This is a genomic window from Streptomyces sp. NPDC048185, from assembly GCF_043202495.1.
Lineage (GTDB): Bacteria > Actinomycetota > Actinomycetes > Streptomycetales > Streptomycetaceae > Streptomyces.
This window is the reverse complement of sequence record NZ_JBIDAN010000009.1, coordinates 204,108-220,860: the sequence shown is the minus strand read 5'-3', so window position 1 is coordinate 220,860 and position 16,753 is coordinate 204,108. Positions and strand designations below refer to the sequence as shown.

The 16,753-nt window shown below is 72.1% G+C and carries 13 protein-coding genes; 7 read left to right on the top strand and 6 right to left on the bottom strand.

Annotated features, from left to right (window positions below; translation table 11 throughout):
* The first annotated feature begins 3 nt into the window (after positions 1-3).
* The 3 genes from ACGF3H_RS25830 to ACGF3H_RS25820 all read left to right on the top strand — a co-directional run bounded on the left by ACGF3H_RS25830 (position 4) and on the right by ACGF3H_RS25820 (position 3,922).
* Positions 4-612 carry a TetR/AcrR family transcriptional regulator gene (locus tag ACGF3H_RS25830; protein WP_362489058.1) on the top strand — a complete coding sequence of 203 codons (609 nt, stop codon included), beginning with the start codon at positions 4-6 and terminating at the stop codon, positions 610-612.
* A 309-nt stretch (positions 613-921) separates the two neighbouring features.
* Positions 922-2,526 (top strand): citramalate synthase, encoded by a 1,605-nt coding sequence (gene cimA / locus ACGF3H_RS25825; protein WP_362489060.1) that lies wholly within the window; start codon positions 922-924, stop codon positions 2,524-2,526.
* Between the two features lie 61 nt (positions 2,527-2,587).
* Positions 2,588-3,922, top strand: coding sequence for a hypothetical protein (locus ACGF3H_RS25820; RefSeq protein WP_362489061.1), 1,335 nt, complete (start codon positions 2,588-2,590; stop codon positions 3,920-3,922).
* Between the two features lie 333 nt (positions 3,923-4,255).
* Here ACGF3H_RS25820 and ACGF3H_RS25815 read toward each other — a convergent pair whose 3' ends face one another.
* Positions 4,256-5,422: a Cmx/CmrA family chloramphenicol efflux MFS transporter gene (locus ACGF3H_RS25815; protein ID WP_362489063.1), complete on the bottom strand. Its 1,167-nt coding sequence runs from the start codon at positions 5,420-5,422 to the stop codon at positions 4,256-4,258.
* A gap of 224 nt (positions 5,423-5,646) precedes the next feature.
* Here ACGF3H_RS25815 and ACGF3H_RS25810 point away from each other — a divergent pair, with 224 nt between their 5' ends.
* Positions 5,647-6,222: a cysteine hydrolase family protein gene (locus tag ACGF3H_RS25810; RefSeq protein ID WP_362489065.1), complete on the top strand. Its 576-nt coding sequence runs from the start codon at positions 5,647-5,649 to the stop codon at positions 6,220-6,222.
* Here the strand turns inward: ACGF3H_RS25810 and ACGF3H_RS25805 are convergent.
* Positions 6,209-6,817 carry a YceI family protein gene (locus tag ACGF3H_RS25805; protein ID WP_362489067.1) on the bottom strand — a complete coding sequence of 203 codons (609 nt, stop codon included), beginning with the start codon at positions 6,815-6,817 and terminating at the stop codon, positions 6,209-6,211. The two genes, ACGF3H_RS25810 and ACGF3H_RS25805, sit on opposite strands and share 14 nt — an antisense overlap.
* 160 nt (positions 6,818-6,977) lie before the next feature.
* Between ACGF3H_RS25805 and ACGF3H_RS25800 the strand changes: the two genes are divergently transcribed.
* From ACGF3H_RS25800 to ACGF3H_RS25790, 3 genes are all read left to right on the top strand, one after another.
* Positions 6,978-9,329 carry a polysaccharide lyase 8 family protein gene (locus tag ACGF3H_RS25800; protein ID WP_362489297.1) on the top strand — a complete coding sequence of 784 codons (2,352 nt, stop codon included), beginning with the start codon at positions 6,978-6,980 and terminating at the stop codon, positions 9,327-9,329.
* Between the two features lie 154 nt (positions 9,330-9,483).
* Positions 9,484-11,067 carry an acyl-CoA carboxylase subunit beta gene (locus ACGF3H_RS25795; RefSeq protein ID WP_362489069.1) on the top strand — a complete coding sequence of 528 codons (1,584 nt, stop codon included), beginning with the start codon at positions 9,484-9,486 and terminating at the stop codon, positions 11,065-11,067.
* Between the two features lie 17 nt (positions 11,068-11,084).
* Complete coding sequence (locus ACGF3H_RS25790; RefSeq protein WP_362489071.1) at positions 11,085-11,282, top strand: acyl-CoA carboxylase epsilon subunit; 198 nt, start codon at positions 11,085-11,087, stop codon at positions 11,280-11,282.
* Positions 11,283-11,699: 417 nt separating this feature from the next.
* Here ACGF3H_RS25790 and ACGF3H_RS25785 read toward each other — a convergent pair whose 3' ends face one another.
* From ACGF3H_RS25785 to ACGF3H_RS25770, 4 genes are all read right to left on the bottom strand, one after another.
* Positions 11,700-12,281, bottom strand: coding sequence for an ATP/GTP-binding protein (locus tag ACGF3H_RS25785; RefSeq protein ID WP_026243582.1), 582 nt, complete (start codon positions 12,279-12,281; stop codon positions 11,700-11,702).
* Positions 12,262-12,834, bottom strand: coding sequence for a DUF742 domain-containing protein (locus ACGF3H_RS25780; RefSeq protein WP_189233023.1), 573 nt, complete (start codon positions 12,832-12,834; stop codon positions 12,262-12,264). The genes ACGF3H_RS25785 and ACGF3H_RS25780 overlap by 20 nt, the downstream gene beginning before the upstream one ends.
* Before the next feature lie 94 nt (positions 12,835-12,928).
* Positions 12,929-13,342, bottom strand: a complete 414-nt coding sequence (locus tag ACGF3H_RS25775; RefSeq protein WP_004983065.1) for a roadblock/LC7 domain-containing protein — start codon at positions 13,340-13,342, stop codon at positions 12,929-12,931.
* 10 nt (positions 13,343-13,352) lie between these two features.
* Positions 13,353-16,622 carry a nitrate- and nitrite sensing domain-containing protein gene (locus ACGF3H_RS25770; protein ID WP_362489074.1) on the bottom strand — a complete coding sequence of 1,090 codons (3,270 nt, stop codon included), beginning with the start codon at positions 16,620-16,622 and terminating at the stop codon, positions 13,353-13,355.
* Positions 16,623-16,753 lie beyond the last annotated feature (131 nt).

The window sequence follows — 16,753 nt, the reverse complement described above, 5'->3', positions numbered from 1 at the left end:
GACATGGCCGGTGGTGGGCGCAGGCAGGCCCCGCCGCGCGAGAACGTGCTCGCCGCCGCCATGGAGATGATCGCCGAACGCGGCCTGGAGAAGCTCACCATGGCCGCGCTCGGCCGCGAGGTCGGCATGAGCAGCGGGCACCTCCTCTACTACTTCCACTCCAAGGACGAGCTGCTGCTGCGCACCCTGGAGTGGAGCGAGGGCCGCCTCGGCGCGGAGCGCGCCCGCCTGCTCACCCGGACCGGCACGGCCCGGGCACGCCTCGACGCCTACGTCGACCTCTATGTGCCCGACGGCCACCGCGACCCGCACTGGACGCTGTGGCTGGAGGTGTGGAACCGCTCGCAGAACGCTGCCGTCGAATCAGCCGCCCGCGAGCGGCAGGCCGCCATCGAGGGAGCCTGGCACCGCGACCTCGTCGCCCTCCTCGCCGAGGGCGTCTCGCGCGGCGAGTTCCGCCCGGTCGACCCCGACCGGTTCGCGGCCCGGCTGCGCGCCCTCCTCGACGGCTTCGCCATCCACGTCGCGATCGGGCTGCGCGGGACGGATCGGGAGCAGGTCCTCGGCCACGTGGGGGAGTTCCTCACCGACGGCCTCTACGCCCGGTCCTGACGCGGACGCGCTCCGCCCGCATCCTGAGACGGACGGTGAGAACGGGGAGGGACTGTGCCAGACTTCCCCCGTGCTCTCGTTCGCCATGATTATTGGCAGCAGGCGCGCCGGTCCGCAGTGACCACCACGTACGACCAGGTACGGGTGGACACCGTCGTCCTCGACCCGCGCGCAGACCTCTCGCACCCGCGAGAGGTTTTTCGTTTTCCTGGCCCACCCCAAGCCGGGAAGAGAGCGCGAGGGATCATAGATGGATGGTGGAGCCGGTCATTCCGGTAGACCGAGATCCCATACAGGAGCCTTCAGATCATGACCGCAACCAGCGAACTCGACGATTCGTTCCACGTCTTCGACACCACCCTGCGCGACGGCGCGCAGCGCGAGGGCATCAACCTCACGGTCGCGGACAAGCTGGCCATCGCACGGCACCTGGACGACTTCGGCGTGGGCTTCATCGAGGGCGGCTGGCCCGGCGCGAACCCCCGCGACACCGAGTTCTTCGCCCGCGCCCAGGAGGAGATCGACTTCCGGCACGCCCAGCTCGTCGCCTTCGGCTCCACCCGTCGCGCCGGAACGACCGCCGCCGAGGACCCCCAGGTCAGGGCCCTGCTGGAGTCCGGCGCCCAGGTGATCACGCTGGTGGCCAAGTCCCACGACCGGCACGTCGAACTGGCGCTGCGCACCACGCTCGACGAGAACCTGGCCATGGTCGCGGACACCGTCTCCCACCTGAAGGCCCAGGGCCGCCGGGTCTTCGTCGACTGCGAGCACTTCTTCGACGGCTACCGCGCCAACCCCGAGTACGCGAAGGCCGTCGTCCGGGCCGCCTCCCAGGCGGGCGCCGACGTCGTCGTCCTGTGCGACACCAACGGCGGCATGCTCCCGGCGCAGATCCAGGCCGTGGTCGCCACGGTGCTGGCCGACACCGGCGCCCGGCTCGGCATCCACGCCCAGGACGACACCGGGTGCGCGGTCGCCAACACCCTCGCGGCGGTCGACGCGGGCGCGACCCACGTCCAGTGCACGGCGAACGGCTACGGCGAGCGCGTCGGCAACGCCAACCTGTTCCCGGTCGTGGCCGCCCTCGAGCTGAAGTACGGCAAGAAGGTGCTGCCCGAGGGCCGGCTGCGCGAGATGACGCGGATCTCCCACGCCATCGCCGAGGTCGTCAACCTCACCCCGTCCACCCACCAGCCCTACGTCGGCGTGTCCGCCTTCGCGCACAAGGCCGGCCTCCACGCCTCCGCGATCAAGGTCGACCCGGACCTGTACCAGCACATCGACCCCGAGCTGGTCGGCAACACCATGCGCATGCTGGTCTCCGACATGGCCGGCCGCGCCTCCATCGAGCTCAAGGGCAAGGAGCTCGGCATCGACCTCGGCGGCGACCGGGAACTCGTCGGCCGGGTCGTCGAGCGGGTCAAGGAGCGCGAGCTCAAGGGCTACACGTACGAGGCCGCCGACGCGAGCTTCGAGCTCCTGCTGCGCGCGGAGGCCGAGGGCAGGCGGCTGGAGTACTTCGAGGTCGAGTCCTGGCGCGCGATCGTCGAGGACCGCCCCGACGGCACCCACGCCAACGAGGCCACCGTGAAGCTGTGGGCCAAGGGCGAGCGCATCGTCGCCACGGCCGAGGGCAACGGCCCGGTCAACGCCCTGGACCGCGCCCTGCGGGTCGCCCTGGAGAAGATCTACCCGGAGCTCGCCAAGCTCGACCTGGTCGACTACAAGGTCCGGATCCTGGAGGGCGTGCACGGCACCCAGTCCACGACCCGGGTCCTCATCTCCACGTCCGACGGGACGGGCGAGTGGTCCACGGTCGGCGTCGCGGACAACGTCATCGCCGCGTCCTGGCAGGCGCTGGAGGACGCGTACACGTACGGCCTGCTGCGCGCGGGGGTCGCACCGGCCCGGTGAGCGAGGGTTTCCGCCCCCTTACTGAAGTCTCATTGAGGGGGATTCGGGTACTTTCGAACGTATGAAGGACGTCCGTATGCAAGTCCTCATACGCCTGCTGGTCGTGCCGGTCGTCGCCGCCCTCGCGGCGCTGATGGCCGGTGCGCCCGGAGCCCACGCGGCCACGGACGTGTCCGAGATCGGCGCGGCCCTGCGCGAGAGTCCCGTCTACGTGGACCCGGCCGCCTCCGACCTCCTGTCCGACGCGGACGCGGACGCGCTCGCCGACAAGATCGAGAGCGCGGACGAGCCGGTCTTCGTGGCGGTCCTGCCGTCGGACTACCCGACGCAGAACCTCTTCCAGAACCTCCGCACGGAGACCGGGGTCACCGGCCTGTACGGCATCCGCCTCGGCGACCGCTTCGACGCGCGCGCCGACAGCAGTGTGCTGAGCCGCCAGGGAGTGAACAACCTGGTCACGGCCGTGCAGGGCGCCGGTGACCCCAAGGCCCAGCTCAACGACTTCGTGGACGACGCGCTGCGCAGCGTGCGGGGCTCCGCACCCGCCTCCTGGGACTCGGGCGGCTCCACCGTCTCGACGGGGGCGCTGATCGGCGCCGGCGCGGTCGTGGTGGTCGGCGGCGCGGGTGCCTACGCGCTGGTGCGGCGCAACCGGCACCGCCGCGAGGCGGAGCAGCGGGCCGCGCTGGAACGGTTGCGCGTGGTGGTCGACGAGGACATCACGGCGTTCGGCGAGGAACTCGACCGCCTGGACTTCCACCCCGCCGAGCCCCGCGCGGACGACGCCATGCGCGCCGACTACGAACGCGCCCTGGACGCCTACGACCAGGCCAAGACGTACATGGCGGACGCCCGCCGGCCGGAGGACGTCCGGGCCGTCACGGAGGCACTGGAGGACGGCCGCTTCTCCCTCGCGCAGCTCTCCGCCCGCCGCGAGGGCAGGCCCCTGCCCGAGCGCCGCCCGCCGTGCTTCTTCGACCCGCGCCACGGCCCGTCCGTCGCCGACGCCACCTGGACCCCGCCGGGCGGCGCCACCCGCGAGGTGCCGGTGTGCGCGGCCGACCGGGCCCGCCTGTCCGACGGCCGGGAACCCATGGTCCGCGAGGTGGACACCGACTACGGCCGCCGCCCGTACTGGGACGCGGGCCCGGCCTACGGCCCCTGGGCGGGCGGTTACTTCGGCGGTGGCATCCTGCCCGGCCTGCTGGTCGGCACGTTGCTGGGCAGCATGATGGCCACCCCGACGTACGCGGCCGACTACGGCGCCGGGTACGGCGACTTCGGCGGCTACGACGGGGGTGACGTGTCCGGCGGCGACTTCGACCCCGGCGACTTCGGCGGCGGCTTCGGCGGCGGCGACTTCGGCGGGGGAGGGGACTTCGGCGGCGGCTTCTGAGCCGGCCCCCACCCGCGCCGACCGGCGACGACGACGGCTCCCCGTGTCCGCCCGCGCCGACCGGCGGGCGATGACGGACGACTGTCGCGTCCGTCCGCGCCCGCCGGACGGCGTGACCGATACCGCCGCGCTTGTCGGCGCTCGCCGGCTGCCGGTGCTCCGGGTCAGGCCCGCGTCGCGCGCCGCCGGGCCGTGCCCGCCATCGGGGCCGCGAGCGAGTGCGAGTGCGAGTGCGGCGGCGCAGGCCGCGAGGCCCGCGCCCGTCCGCGCTCGCGGGAGGGCGCGGACGGCGACTGCCGCGTCCTCCCGCGCCCGCCGCACGGCGATGCCCGGTCAGGCCCGCTCAGGGCGCCGCCGGGCCGTGCTCGTGATCGGGGCTGCGAGGGCGAGTGCGGTGGCGCAGGCCGCGAGGGCCGCGCTCACCCACACAGGCGACCGGTAACCGAACCCCGCGCCGATCGCCGCACCCCCGGCCCACGGACCCAGCGCCGCGCCCACGTTGAACGCGGCCGTCGCGAAACCGCCCGCCAGCGTGGGCGCGCCCGGCGCCGCGTAGAGGGCCTGGGAGATCAGCGTGGACCCGACGCCGAAGGACAGCGCGCCCTGCACGAAGACGAGCCCGAGCGCGAGGGCCGGGTGCCCGGCGCCGAGCGCGAGCAGGGCCCACCCGGCGCACAGCGCGGCCCCGCCCGCCGTCACCACCGGGCCCGGGCGCCGGTCGGCGAAGCGTCCACCGGCGCTGACCCCGACGAACGACCCCGCGCCGAACAGCGCGAGCACCCCGGGCGTCCACGCGCCGTCCAGCCCGCCGACCTCGGTGGTCAGCGGCGCCAGGTAGGTGAACGTGCAGAAGGTCGCCCCGTTCACCAGGGCCCCCAGCAGCAGCGTGGCCGCCAGGCGGGGCCCGCGCAGGGCCTCCAGCTCACCCCGCAGCGGGGGAGCGCCGGCATCGGCGGCCCCGGCCGGCACCGACCGGGCGACGGCGATCACGGCGGGCACCGACAGCAGGGCCACCGCCCAGAAGGCCGACCGCCAGCCCCACACCTGCCCGAGGAGCGCCCCGGCGGGCACCCCGACCACGCAGGCCAGCGTCACCCCGCCCAGCAGCACGGACGTGGCCCGTCCCTTGGCCTGCGGCGGCACCATGCCGGCGGCGGTCACCAGGGCGACGGCCAGGAACCCGGCGTTGGCCAGCGCACCGGCCACGCGGGTGACGAGCAGCGTCCCGAAGCTGTCGGTGACGGCACCCACCACATGGACGGCGAGGAAGACGGCCAGGAACCCGAGCAGGGCCCCGCGCCGCGACCACCGCCGGGCGAGCCCCGCCATCAGCGGCGCCCCGACGACCATCCCCACCGCGAAGGCGGAGGTCAGGGCCCCCGCCGCGGGGACGGTGACCTGTAGATCCCTCGCGATGTCCGGCACCAGCCCGGACAGCATGAACTCGGATGTCCCCTGGGCGAATACGGCAAGGCCCAGCAGAAGAAGAGCGAACGGCATGAAGAAACTCCGCACCCCGGAAGTCGACGTCGACACGACACGGCGGACGGCCGTCCGGCGGCGGTCACGACGACGACCCCGGGTACGCGCGGAGCGCGCCCCTCAGTCCGACATCGGCAACGGCCACCGGAGAGCCGGTGGCCGGAGTCTGGATGCTTCGGGGCTGTTCACGCAGGGCAGGTTAGCCCGTTTCCCGCCGCGGCACGAGCGGTTAACGTGACCTCATGCCGCAGTGCTCCGCCCTCCTCGTCATCGACATGCAGAACGCGCTGATGGGCATCGCCCACCGGGCCGCGGAGACCGTCGCCGCGATCGCGGGGCTGAGCGCACGGGCCCGGGCCGCCGGTGTGCCCGTGGTGACGGTGCGGCAGGGGGACGAGGAACTGGTGCCCGGCACCGAGGGGTGGCGGGTCGTGCCGGAACTGGCGCCCCGCGAGGGGGAGACGGTCGTCGACAAGACGACGCCCGACAGCTTCCTGGGGACCGGTCTCGACGGGACGCTGAAGGCCCTCGGCGTCACCGAGCTGATCGTGACCGGCTTCGCCACGGAGGTCTGCGTGGACACCACGGCACGTCAGGCGCTGAGCCGGGGCTACGACCTGGTCGTCGTGTCCGACGGGCACACCACCTCGCTGCGCGGTGAGGGGGACGCCGACCTCGTCCCGGCGGACCGCTCGATCGCCCAGGCCAACGCGATCTACCGGATGATCGGCTGGCCCGGCCGCCGTATCCGGGTCCGGGCCGCCGCCGACGTGGACTTCACCGCTCCCGAGGGGGCCGGGGGCCTCACGCCTGCTTGATCGCCGAGATGTCGAAGTTCAGCTTGATCTTGTCGGACACCAGGACGCCACCCGTCTCCAGGGCCGCGTTCCAGGTCAGGCCCCACTCGGAGCGCAGGATCTCCGCCTTGCCCTCGAAGCCGACGCGCTCGTTGCCGAACGGGTCCTTGGCGGCGCCGTTGAACTCCAGGTCGATGGTGATCGGCTTGGTGGTGCCGAGGATCGTCAGGTCGCCGGTGATGCGGTAGTCGTCACCGCCGAGGGCCTCCGCCTTGGTGGAACGGAAGGTCATCGTGGGGAACTCGTCCGTCTTGAAGAAGTCCGCGCTCTTCAGGTGGCCGTCGCGGTCGGCGGACCCGGTGTCGATGCTGTCCATCGTGACGTCGAGGGACGCGGTGGAGTCGGCCGGGGCGGCGCCGTCCAGGTGCAGCGTGCCGGTGAAGTCGAGGAACTTGCCCTTGACGTTCGTGACCATGGCGTGCCGGGCGACGAAACCGATCGTGGTGTGGGACGGGTCGATCACGTAGTCGCCGGTCAGGGCGGCCAGGTCCGGATTGACGGCGGCGGGCGTAGCGGTGGCGGCGGGAGCGGCGGACTTGTTGCCGAAGAGGCCCATGACGTTCTCCTTGGTTTTCGTTGAATGTTCAATCAGTCCAACGGGAACGACCGTAGACCCATTCTGTTCAATATTCAACATCATCCGCGGAGTTTCTCGAAAGGATCACTCCGTGCGGCACTCTTTCCCGGCCGGCGCGGACGTGATAGACGGCATGAGCATGACCTCTCCGTGGCACCGCGCGCACCGGAATCCAGCCGCTCCCACCCGACGCACCGTCCTGCTCGCCGCGGCCCTGGCCGCCGGTCTCGGCCCGTCGCTCGCCGTCCCCGCCACGGCCGCGGACGACCCGTTCACCGCTCTCCGGCGGCGCTGGCTCGACATCGCCCTCGGCTCCGGCTACGACCCGGCCGCCGAGCCGTACGCCTCCCGCCTCGCCGAGACCGGCGCACGCGCCCGCGCCTTCCGCGCCGCCATGGCCCCCACCCCGACGTCGCTGTGGCCCGGCCACCCCTTCGACCCGCCCGCCGGCATCACCTTCAGCTACGGTCGGCTGTGGACCATGACGCAGGCGTACGTCCAGCAGGGCACCGGTTCCACCGGCGACGCGGCCCTCCTCGCCGACGTCCTGCGCGGCCTCGACCACCTCGCCGCCACCGTCTACAACCCCGCCACCGCCCGCTACGGCAACTGGTGGGAGTGGCAGATCGGCAGTCCGCGCCTGCTCATGGACATCACGGCCGCCCTGTACGACCGCCTCGGCGCCGAGCGCGTCGACGCCGCCTGCGCCGCCGTCGACCACTTCGTCCCCGACACGATGCTCGGCGACTACACCGGCACCTCCACCGGCGCCAACCGCGTCGACCTGTGCCGCTCCGTCGCCCTGCGCGGCATCCTGGGCCGCGCCCCGGCCAAGATCGCCCTCGCCCGCGACGCCCTCTCGCCCGTCTTCCCGTACGTCACCGAGGGCGACGGCCTCTACGCCGACGGATCGTTCGTCCAGCACACCTGGATCGCCTACTCGGGCACGTACGGCCAGGTCATGCTGGACGGGCTGGGCCGGCTGTTCGCCCTGCTCGCCGGGTCGGAGTGGGAGGTCACGGATCGGGGCCGGCAGATCGTCCTCGACAGCGTCGAGCGCGCCTACGCACCGCTCGTCCACGACGGGCTGGTCATGGACTGCGTCAACGGGCGCGCGCTCAGCCGCGGATACCTCGCGAGCGACGACCTGCACGTCATGCGCAGCGACCACTTCCACGGGCAGCAGCTCATCGCGGCGATGGCGGTCCTCGCGGGCGGCGCGAGCGAGGCCGAGCGCGACCGCTGGCACGCGCGGATCAAGGGCTGGATCGCCCGCGACACCGTCACGCCCGTCCTCACCGCGCCCCAGTTCGGGGTGGCCGACCTGGCACGGCTGCGGGCCGTCGCCGACGCGCCCGTCGAAGCGGCGCCCGAGCCCGCCGGGCACCACCTCTACGCCGCCATGGACCGCGCCGTGCACCGCCGGCCCGCCTTCACCGCGGGCCTCGCCATGGCCAGCGACCGCATCGCCCACTACGAGTGCGGCAACGGCGAGAACCCGCGCGGCTGGCACACGGGTTCCGGAATGCTCACCTGGTGGGCCGAGGGCAGCCCGTCCGACCAGTACACCGACTGGTTCTGGCCGACCGTCGACTGGTACCGCCTGCCCGGCACCACCGTCTCCACCCGGCGGCTCCCCGACCGGGCGGGCGGCGAGTGGGGCGCGCCCAAGCCCGACGTGCGCTGGGTCGGCGGCACCACCGACGGCGAGTACGCCGCCGTCGGCCAGCACCTCAAGGGGCTCGGCTCCACCCTGGAGGCCCGCAAGTCCTGGTACTTCCTCGCCGACGCCGTGGTCTGCCTGGGCGCGGGCATCACCTGCGCGGACGGTGTCCCCGTCGAGACGGTCGTCGACAACCGCAACCTGGGGGAGGGCGGCACCCAGGCCCTCGCCCGCGGCCGGGACTGGGCCCACCTGGAGGGGCACGGCGGCTGGATCGTGCCCGACGGCGGCCTGCGGACCCTGCGCGAGGACCGCACCGGTGCCTGGTCGGACATCAACACCACCAGCACCACCGAGCGCCGCACCCGCCGCTGGCAGACGCTCTGGCTGGACCACGGCACGGACCCCGACGGTGCCGGGTACGTCTACGTCCTCATGCCGGGGGCGGCCCGCCGGACGGTCGCCCGGCGGGCCGCCGACCGCGGATGGATGACGGTCCTCGCCAACGACGACCGGTGCCAGGCCGTCGCCGTCCCCTCGCTCGGCCTGACGGCGGCGAACTTCTGGCAGCCCGGCACGGCCGGCCCGCTCACCGCGACGGCGGGGGCAAGCGTGCTGGTCCGGCGCCGGGGCCGTACCGCTACGCTCTGCGTGAGCGAGCCGCCGCGCACGGGCGCGCCCCTGGAGATCGTCTGGGACCATCCGGTGCGGGGTGTCGTGAGCGCCGACGAGTCGGTCGAGATCGTCACCACGGGCCGCCGACTGCGCCTCCGTGTCACTCCAGGGGTGGTATGTACCACCCACGAATGTGAGGTGACTCTCAGCTGACGGCTTTGTGCGACCCCTACAAGGCCAACGGCCCCTGAGCAGTCGAAACGGCTGCATGCCGTCGAGGTTCTGTTCAGTGCTACCAGGAAAACACGCCGGAGACTGTACGGAGTCGACGGCTCGCATTCCTCGGTCCGCTTCGTAGAGTCGCTACATGACCGTTTTGGATGAGGCGCCGGGTGAGCCGACGGACGCGCGCGGGCGAGTGGCCGAACTGCACGAGATCCGTGCCCAGGCTCTGGCCGGGCCGGGCGAGAAGGCCACGGCGGCGCAGCACGCCAAGGGCAAGCTGACCGCGCGGGAGCGGATCGGGCTGCTGCTGGACGCGGGCTCCTTCCGGGAGGTCGAGCAGCTGCGCCGGCACCGGGCGACCGGGTTCGGGCTGGAGGCGAAGAAGCCGTACACGGACGGTGTGATCACCGGCTGGGGCACGGTGGAGGGCCGCACGGTCTTCGTGTACGCGCACGACTTCCGCATCTTCGGCGGTGCGCTGGGCGAGGCCCACGCCACGAAGATCCACAAGATCATGGACATGGCCATCGCGGCCGGTGCCCCGCTGGTCTCCCTCAACGACGGCGCCGGCGCCCGCATCCAGGAGGGCGTGAGCGCGCTGGCCGGCTACGGCGGCATCTTCCAGCGCAACACCAGGGCCTCGGGGGTCATCCCGCAGATCTCGGTGATGCTCGGCCCGTGCGCGGGCGGCGCCGCCTACAGCCCGGCGCTGACGGACTTCGTGTTCATGGTCCGCGACACCTCGCAGATGTTCATCACCGGCCCGGACGTCGTCAAGGCGGTCACCGGCGAGGAGATCACCCAGAACGGCCTGGGCGGCGCCGACGTGCACGCCGAGACCTCCGGGGTCGCCCACTTCGCCTACGACGACGAGGAGACCTGCCTCGCCGAGGTCCGCTACCTCCTCTCCCTGCTCCCGCAGAACAACCGGGAGAACCCGCCCCGTCACGAGTGCTCCGACCCGGCCGACCGCCGTTCGGACGTCCTGCTCGACCTGGTCCCGGCGGACGGCAACCGGCCGTACGACATGGCGAAGGTGATCGAGGAGATCGTCGACGACGGCGAGTACCTCGAGGTGCATGAGCGCTGGGCCCGCAACATCATCTGCGCGCTGGCCCGCCTGGACGGCCAGGTCGTCGGCATCGTCGCCAACCAGCCGCAGGCCCTGGCCGGCGTCCTGGACATCGAGGCGTCGGAGAAGGCCGCCCGCTTCGTGCAGATGTGCGACGCCTTCAACATCCCGATCGTCACCCTCCTGGACGTGCCCGGCTTCCTGCCCGGCGTCGACCAGGAGCACGGCGGCATCATCCGCCACGGCGCCAAACTGCTCTACGCCTACTGCAACGCCACCGTCCCCCGCATCTCGCTGATCCTGCGCAAGGCCTACGGCGGCGCCTACATCGTCATGGACTCGCAGTCCATCGGAGCCGACCTGACCTACGCCTGGCCGACCAACGAGATCGCCGTGATGGGCGCCGAGGGCGCGGCCAACGTCATCTTCCGCCGCCAGATCGCCGGCGCCGAGGACCCCGAGGCCATGCGGGCGCGCATGGTCAAGGAGTACAAGGCCGAGCTGATGCACCCCTACTACGCGGCCGAACGCGGCCTCGTCGACGACGTCATCGACCCCGCCGAGACCCGCGAGGTCCTCGTCCGCTCCCTGGCGATGCTGCAGACCAAGCACGCCGACCTGCCCTCCCGCAAGCACGGCAACCCGCCGCAGTGACCCGAGGAGCCACTCCCATGACCACTCCCGACATCCGCGTCGAGAAGGGCCACGCCGGGCCCGAGGAGGTCGCCGCCATCACGGCCCTCCTGCTGGCCCGCGCCGCCGCCCGCCCCGCCGAGATCGCCCCGACCCACGGCGGCGGCCGCGTCCGCGCGGGCTGGCGCCGCCTGGAGCGCGAGCCCGGCTTCCGAGCCCCCCACAGCTGGCGCTGACCCCAGCCCACACGTTCGAGGCCCCCTCCACACAGGAGGGGGCCTCAACGCGTATCGGGCTCCGGCCCACCACCGGGCCGATCAGCCCACCCAGGGCGCGGGGCTCCGGCCCATCACCGGGCAGGTCAGCCCACCCAGGGCGCGGGGCTTCTGTCTAACGCCGGGCTGGTCAACCCACCTAGGGGCGCGGGGAACTGCGCGACCAGCCACGAACTACCCGCACCCGGCGACGAAACAGCCCCCGGCAGCACGGTGGCCGCAGGGGGCGTGTCGCAACCCGGCGTTGCGGGGTGCCGCCTGCGCCCACCCGTGCCGCCCCAGCGGCACGACTGCCCGCAGACGGCGGCAGGCTGAGCCGCAGGCGGTGGCAGGCGGACCCGCAGACGGCGGCAGGCTGAGCCGCAGACGGCGGAGCTGCTAGCGGAGGCGGGCCATCAGGGCGTGCTCCACGAGAGTGATCAGCGTCGACTTCGCGTCGGCCCGGTGCCGCGCGTCCGTCGTGATGATCGGCGTGTCCGGACCGATCTGCAGTGCCTCCCGGACCTCGTCCGGGTTGTACGGCTGCTGCCCGTCGAACCCGTTCAGGGCGATGACGAACGGCAGCCCGGAGTTCTCGAAGTAGTCGACGGCCGGGAAGCAGTCGGCCAGACGCCTCGTGTCGACCAGCACGACCGCGCCGATGGCGCCCCGCACCAGGTCGTCCCACATGAACCAGAAGCGGTCCTGGCCGGGCGTGCCGAACAGGTAGAGGATCAGGTCCTGGTCGAGCGTGATGCGGCCGAAGTCCATGGCGACCGTGGTGGTCGTCTTGTCCCCGGTGTGGGTGAGGTCGTCGATACCCGCAGACGCGGATGTCATCACGGCCTCGGTGCGCAGCGGGTTGATCTCCGAGACGGCGCCGACGAACGTGGTCTTGCCCACGCCGAAACCGCCAGCCACCACGATCTTCGCGGACGTGGTGGAGCGGGAAGGCCCTCCGCTAGAGCTTGCGAAGTCCACTGAGCACCCTTTCGAGCAGTGTCACGTCTGGCTGGCCGCCGGCGTTCTCGTCGCCGCCGGGCTGATGGATGGCGACCAGGCCCGCCTCCGCCAAGTCGGCGACGAGGATCCTGGCCACGCCGAGAGGGATGGTCAGCAGGGCCGAGACCTCGGCCACCGACTTGATCTCCCGGCAGAGGTTGCAGATCCGCTGATGCTCGGGCAGCTGGCCCTGCATCTGGTGCGGCTGCGCGGTGGTGTGCACCAGTGCCTCGATGGCGAGCTGGTACCGCGGCCTGGTGCGGCCGCCCGTCATGGCGTACGGACGCACCAGGGGGTTGTTCGACGCGCCCGCGGGCGCCGGCTCAGGGGTGCGGCGCTGCGGCTGCACGGGCTGGATGCGCGGAGCGTGCGGCTGGTCGTACGGCGAAGGGCCGGGGCCCTGCGGCGCGTACGGCTGCCGGTGGCTCGGGGCGGAGGGGAAGCCGTACCCGTTCGCCGAGCCGTCGTTCTGGCCCTGCGCAGGGCCGTACGACCAGTTGCCCGAAGACGGACCGCCTGGGGGTGTTGCCACTTTCTCCTCCTCCGACTGTGCCTGGCATCCATCACTGTGGAGCCGCGTCCCGAAACTTTACGGCCACGGGACACCAAAACGCACCGTCTGTCCTTTAGTTGAGAAGGCTGCCCTGGAGCTCGGCCCGCAGATCGGGCGTCAGGACCGTGCCCGCACGGTCCACCAGAAGGGCCATCTCGTACCCAATGAGGCCGATGTCCGCCTCCGGGTGTGCGAGAACCGCGAGCGAGGAACCGTCGGAGATGGACATGATGAAGAGGAATCCCCGCTCCATCTCCACAACTGTCTGGTTCACGCTGCCGCCCTCGAAGATGCGCGAGGCACCGGCGGTCAGCGAGGTCAGACCGGAGGCGACGGCCGCGAGCTGGTCGGCGCGGTCGCGCGGGAACCCTTCGGACATCGCCAGAAGGAGTCCGTCGGCGGAGACCACCACCGTGTGGGACACCCCCGGGGTGTTGTCCACGAAGTTGGTGATCAACCAGTTCAGGTTCTGTGCCGCCTGGCTCATCGGGCTCACACTAACGCTCCTGGTTGTAGGTGCTGTCAGGACCACGGTGTTCATTCCTTGTGTCCTGGCCGTTCGTTTCACTGCCTGCGGTGCGGCCTCGTTGGACGCCGCGTCGCAGGTTGCTCAGCCTGCCCCGGACGTCCTCCGGGGCGCGGGAGACCTGTGGGCCCCCCTGGGGAGTCGTTTCGGCGGCGCCCTCGACCAGGTTGGCCTTGGGGACCCGCCGCGGCAGGCCGGAGGAGGTCACCCCGCCCGCCTTCGGCTTGCGCAGCTGCGAGGCCTGCTGCCAGCGCTCGTCGTTGGCCGAGCGCCAGTCGCCGGGGCCGTCCGCCGGCGCCGAAGCCGGAGCCTCGTGGTCCACGGGCCTCGCGTCGCCCGGGCCGCCCGCGGTGGAACCGCGGCGCGGGAGGCCGGCGTCGGTGAGCCGGTGGGCGGCGGAGGAGGCCGGTCCCGGACGGTCGAAGCCTACGCGGTCCGCGTCGGCCACGTCAGCGGCCTGCGCGGATTCCGCCTCGGGGGCTTCCGCAGCGTACTGGTCCTGGTAGCCGTTCCGGTAGCCGTCCTGCTGGGGCCAGTCGTCCTGGTGACGCCGCTGCTCGAAGGCCGAGTAGGGCTCCTGGACGCCGGACCCGGCCGGCTGGTGGCCGTTCGGGCCCGGCTCCGCGTAGGACGGGCCGGCGTAACCGCCGTTCGACGCGTAGTCGTCGCCCTGGGGCAGGCCGCCGTTCGGCGCGTAGTACTGCTCCTCGTACGACGCCTGCCGCGGCTCCTCGTACGCCTGCTGCTGATCGGCGTACGACGACTGCTGGTCGTACGCGCCGGTCTGCTGCTCCTGGTAACCGCCCTGGCCGTAGACCGGCTGCTGCCCGGTGAACTGGTCCGGGTAACCGGCCGCATCGGCGTTCTCGTGCCCGTCGGCGTCCGCCGGACCGGGCAGCTCGGGCTGGGCCTGGGCCTCCAGGGCCGCGCGGCGTTCCTCGCGCATCAGGGAGCGGCCGACGGGGTCGAGCTCGCGGATGTCGTCGGGGACCTCGGTGTAGCGGCTGTCGTCGAAGCCCAGCTCCGCCGCGGTCCGCATGGGCTGGCCGACCTGGCCGAAGCTCTCGCCCCGGAAGTTCTGCTCGGGGATGATCTGCGAGACGGTGAACTCGTCGCGCTGCATCTGCTGCTCGCCGCCGCCGCCGTGCGTGATGGCGTCCGGGAGCATGACCAGCGAGGTGGTGCCCGCCTGCTCCCCGGAGGGGCGCAGCTGGACGCGGATGCCGTGCCGGTCGGACAGCCGGCCGACCACGAACAGGCCCATGCGCTGCGAGATCGCGGCGTCCACGGTCGGCGGGTTGGCCAGCTTGTGGTTGATGTCCGCGAAGTCCTCGGCGGTCAGGCCGATGCCCTTGTCGTGGATCTCGACCATCACGCGCCCGTCGGGCAGCCGGGTCGCGGTGACGCGGACCTTCGTCTGCGGGGAGGAGAACGTGGTGGCGTTCTCCAGCAGCTCGGCGAGCAGGTGCACGAGGTCGGTCACGGCCCGGCCGTGGATCTCGGCCTCGGGCACGCCGGACAGCTCGATGCGCTCGTACTGCTCCACCTCGGAGGAGGCCGCGCGCAGCACGTCCACCAGCGGGACCGGCTGGTCCCAGCGGCGGCCGGGCTCCTCGCCGGCGAGGACCAGGAGGTTCTCGCCGTTGCGGCGCATACGGGTGGCGAGGTGGTCCAGCCGGAAGAGGTTCTCCAGCTGGTCGGGGTCGGCCTCGTTGTTCTCCAGGTCGGTGATCAGGCTCAACTGGCCCTCGATCAGCGACTGGTTGCGGCGCGACAGGTTGGTGAAGATCGCGTTGATGTTGCCCCGCAGCAGGGCCTGCTCGGAGGCGAGGCGGACCGCCTCGCGGTGCACCTGGTCGAAGGCGCGGGCGACTTCGCCGATCTCGTCGGTGGAGTTGATCGGGATCGGGGCCACCCGGGTGTCGACCCGGCCCGGGTCGGTGCGGGAGAGCTGGTCGACCAGCGTCGGCAGCCGCTGCTCGGCGATGCCGAAGGCGGCGTTGCGCAGCTGGCGCATGGAGCGGCTCATCTGGCGGGCCACCATGCCGGCCAGGATGAACGCGGCGAGCAGCGCGATGACGACGACGGCACCGGTGATGTAGGTGTCCTGCTCGGCGTCGTCGGCGATGGCGGAGGCCTCGGACACCGCCTTGTCGGCCATGTCCGACTCGATCTTGCTGTAGGCGTCGAACTTGAGGGTGTTGACCGCCCACCAGTTCTCCGGCGTGATGCCCTGCCCGGCCAGCTCGGCGCGGGCACCGGCGTCCGTGGAGTCCAGCCCGGCCAGCTCGGAGATCATCGTCGTCGGGTTGGCCGGCGGCGCCACGTAGTCCGGGTCCTTGGCCTTGGCCTCCTTGGCCATGGCCGCGCCGTCCTCCTTGAGCTTCGCCTCGGCGTCCTCGAGCTTCTTGGCGTCGGCCTCGGTGCCGCCGCCGATGTACTCCTCGATGGCGATGCGCTCGAGGTAGGCGTACGAGGAGAGGGCGACGCGCTGGCTGGCGAGGTGGCTCGGCTCCGGACCCGGCTTGACCAGCATGTGCATGCCGATGGAGCGCTCCAGGGAGAGCGCGGCCTTGGTCAGGGAGATCGCGTAGACGGTACGCCCGTAGGAGGTGATGTTGCCGGTGCCCAGACCGAGCTCGTTGGCGAACTCCATCAGCGGGTGGGCGATGCCGGTGTAGCCCTCTTCGGTCTCCACGCCCTTGAGCTTGGAGGTGTAGGCGGCCACGCGCAGCGTCTGGAGCTTGGGCTCCTGCTCGCGGAACACCTTCAGCCGGCGCTCCAGACCGTCCTTGCCCGGCATGGCCTGCGCGGCCTCGTCGAAGGTGTCGGCGGCCTCGTCCGTGGCCCGGCGGGCCTGGGTGACGGTCTCGTCCTTCTCGCCCTTGCCCTGCAGCAGCGGCGCGGCGGTCATGTCGCGCTCGTTGTAGAGGGCGTTGGCGTAACCGAGGGAGGCGCGCACCAGACGTGCGGTGTTCTCGGCGTCCTCGGCGTCCTGCCAGGTGTCGATCGAGCTCTTCACCTGGAAGCCGCCCATGACGAGGCCGACCAGCACGGGGAGGAGCAGGATCGCGTTCAGCCGGGTGGTCACCCGCCAGTTGCGCGGGGAGAAACGGCCGCCGCTCGGGGCGGGCGCGGCCGTGGGTTCCGGGGCGGGCACGGGGGCGGGCGCCGCTGCGCGCGGCGGCGGGGTGAAGTTGCCCCGGGCCGATGGCTCGGGACTGTTATTGCTTCGCCTCACTCGACCAACAACCTCTCGGCGGTCGGCACCTACGTCGTGCCGCTGTGTATCAGCGCCCAGTTCGCCATCGAGTACGTGCTACTGCTGAGTACGTCTTTGACCATTGGGCAGTTCTCGCATTTCAGCACGAC